Below are 3,045 nucleotides of genomic sequence, written 5' to 3' on the forward strand. Positions count from 1 at the left end.
TTTGCTCTTTAAAAATCTGGATCAAGCTGAAAATTGAAACGACACACAGTTAATGTGTGTTCGAGTCTCTCAAATTTTCGCAATCAGAAGTGAAACATCTTCGGGTTGTGAGGTTAAGCGACTAAGCGTACACGGTGGATGCCCTGGCAGTCAGAGGCGATGAAGGACGTGCTAATCTGCGAAAAGCGTCGGTAAGGTGATATGAACCGTTATAACCGGCGATGTCCGAATGGGGAAACCCAGTGCAATTCGTTGCACTATCGTTAACTGAATACATAGGTTAACGAGGCGAACCGGGGGAACTGAAACATCTAAGTACCCCGAGGAAAAGAAATCAACCGAGATTCCCCCAGTAGCGGCGAGCGAACGGGGAGCAGCCCAGAGTCTGAATCAGCTTGTGTGTTAGTGGAACGGTCTGGAAAGTCCGACGGTACAGGGTGATAGTCCCGTACACCAAAATGCACAGGTTGTGAACTCGAAGAGTAGGGCGGGACACGTGGTATCCTGTCTGAATATGGGGGGACCATCCTCCAAGGCTAAATACTCCTGACTGACCGATAGTGAACCAGTACCGTGAGGGAAAGGCGAAAAGAACCCCGGCGAGGGGAGTGAAAAAGAACCTGAAACCGTGTACGTACAAGCAGTGGGAGCACCTTCGGGTGTGACTGCGTACCTTTTGTATAATGGGTCAGCGACTTATATTCTGTAGCAAGGTTAACCGTATAGGGGAGCCGCAGGGAAACCGAGTCTTAACTGGGCGTTAAGTTGCAGGGTATAGACCCGAAACCCGGTGATCTAGCCATGGGCAGGTTGAAGGTTGGGTAACACTAACTGGAGGACCGAACCGACTAATGTTGAAAAATTAGCGGATGACTTGTGGCTGGGGGTGAAAGGCCAATCAAACCGGGAGATAGCTGGTTCTCCCCGAAAGCTATTTAGGTAGCGCCTCGTGAATTCATCTTCGGGGGTAGAGCACTGTTTCGGCTAGGGGGTCATCCCGACTTACCAACCCGATGCAAACTACGAATACCGAAGAATGTTATCACGGGAGACACACGGCGGGTGCTAACGTCCGTCGTGAAGAGGGAAACAACCCAGACCGCCAGCTAAGGTCCCAAAGTCATGGTTAAGTGGGAAACGATGTGGGAAGGCACAGACAGCCAGGATGTTGGCTTAGAAGCAGCCATCATTTAAAGAAAGCGTAATAGCTCACTGGTCGAGTCGGCCTGCGCGGAAGATGTAACGGGGCTAAACCATGCACCGAAGCTGCGGCAGCGACACTATGTGTTGTTGGGTAGGGGAGCGTTCTGTAAGCCTGCGAAGGTGACCTGTGAGGGTTGCTGGAGGTATCAGAAGTGCGAATGCTGACATAAGTAACGATAAAGCGGGTGAAAAGCCCGCTCGCCGGAAGACCAAGGGTTCCTGTCCAACGTTAATCGGGGCAGGGTGAGTCGACCCCTAAGGCGAGGCCGAAAGGCGTAGTCGATGGGAAACAGGTTAATATTCCTGTACTTGGTGTTACTGCGAAGGGGGGACGGAGAAGGCTATGTTAGCCGGGCGACGGTTGTCCCGGTTTAAGCATGTAGGCTGATTGTCCAGGCAAATCCGGATAATCAAGGCTGAGGTGTGATGACGAGGCACTACGGTGCTGAAGTAACAAATGCCCTGCTTCCAGGAAAAGCCTCTAAGCATCAGGTAACATCAAATCGTACCCCAAACCGACACAGGTGGTCAGGTAGAGAATACCAAGGCGCTTGAGAGAACTCGGGTGAAGGAACTAGGCAAAATGGTGCCGTAACTTCGGGAGAAGGCACGCTGGTGTGTAGGTGAAGTCCCTGCGGATGGAGCTGAGACCAGTCGAAGATACCAGCTGGCTGCAACTGTTTATTAAAAACACAGCACTGTGCAAACACGAAAGTGGACGTATACGGTGTGACGCCTGCCCGGTGCCGGAAGGTTAATTGATGGGGTTATCCGTAAGGAGAAGCTCTTGATCGAAGCCCCGGTAAACGGCGGCCGTAACTATAACGGTCCTAAGGTAGCGAAATTCCTTGTCGGGTAAGTTCCGACCTGCACGAATGGCGTAATGATGGCCAGGCTGTCTCCACCCGAGACTCAGTGAAATTGAACTCGCTGTGAAGATGCAGTGTACCCGCGGCAAGACGGAAAGACCCCGTGAACCTTTACTATAGCTTGACACTGAACATTGAGCCTTGATGTGTAGGATAGGTGGGAGGCTTTGAAGCGTGGACGCCAGTCTGCGTGGAGCCAACCTTGAAATACCACCCTTTAATGTTTGATGTTCTAACGTTGGCCCCTTACCGGGGTTGCGGACAGTGTCTGGTGGGTAGTTTGACTGGGGCGGTCTCCTCCCAAAGCGTAACGGAGGAGCACGAAGGTTAGCTAATCCTGGTCGGACATCAGGAGGTTAGTGCAATGGCATAAGCTAGCTTGACTGCGAGCGTGACGGCGCGAGCAGGTGCGAAAGCAGGTCATAGTGATCCGGTGGTTCTGAATGGAAGGGCCATCGCTCAACGGATAAAAGGTACTCCGGGGATAACAGGCTGATACCGCCCAAGAGTTCATATCGACGGCGGTGTTTGGCACCTCGATGTCGGCTCATCACATCCTGGGGCTGAAGTAGGTCCCAAGGGTATGGCTGTTCGCCATTTAAAGTGGTACGCGAGCTGGGTTTAGAACGTCGTGAGACAGTTCGGTCCCTATCTGCCGTGGGCGCTGGAGAATTGAGGGGGGCTGCTCCTAGTACGAGAGGACCGGAGTGGACGCATCACTGGTGTTCGGGTTGTCATGCCAATGGCACTGCCCGGTAGCTAAATGCGGAAGAGATAAGTGCTGAAAGCATCTAAGCACGAAACTTGCCCCGAGATGAGTTCTCCCTGAGACTTTAAGTCTCCTGAAGGAACGTTAAAGACGATGACGTTGATAGGCCGGGTGTGTAAGCGCAGCGATGCGTTGAGCTAACCGGTACTAATGAACCGTGAGGCTTAACCTTACAACGCCGAAGATGTTTTGGCGGATTTGAGA

The 3,045-nt window shown here is 52.3% G+C and carries 1 rRNA gene; it reads left to right on the top strand.

The window, feature by feature from the left end:
- Positions 1-111: 111 nt before the first annotated feature.
- Positions 112-3,013 (top strand): 23S ribosomal RNA (locus tag KHQ26_RS04200).
- The last annotated feature ends 32 nt before the right edge of the window (positions 3,014-3,045 follow it).

It is taken from the genome of Klebsiella sp. 10 (genome assembly GCF_018223925.1).
Classification (GTDB): Bacteria; Pseudomonadota; Gammaproteobacteria; order Enterobacterales; family Enterobacteriaceae; genus Klebsiella; species Klebsiella pneumoniae.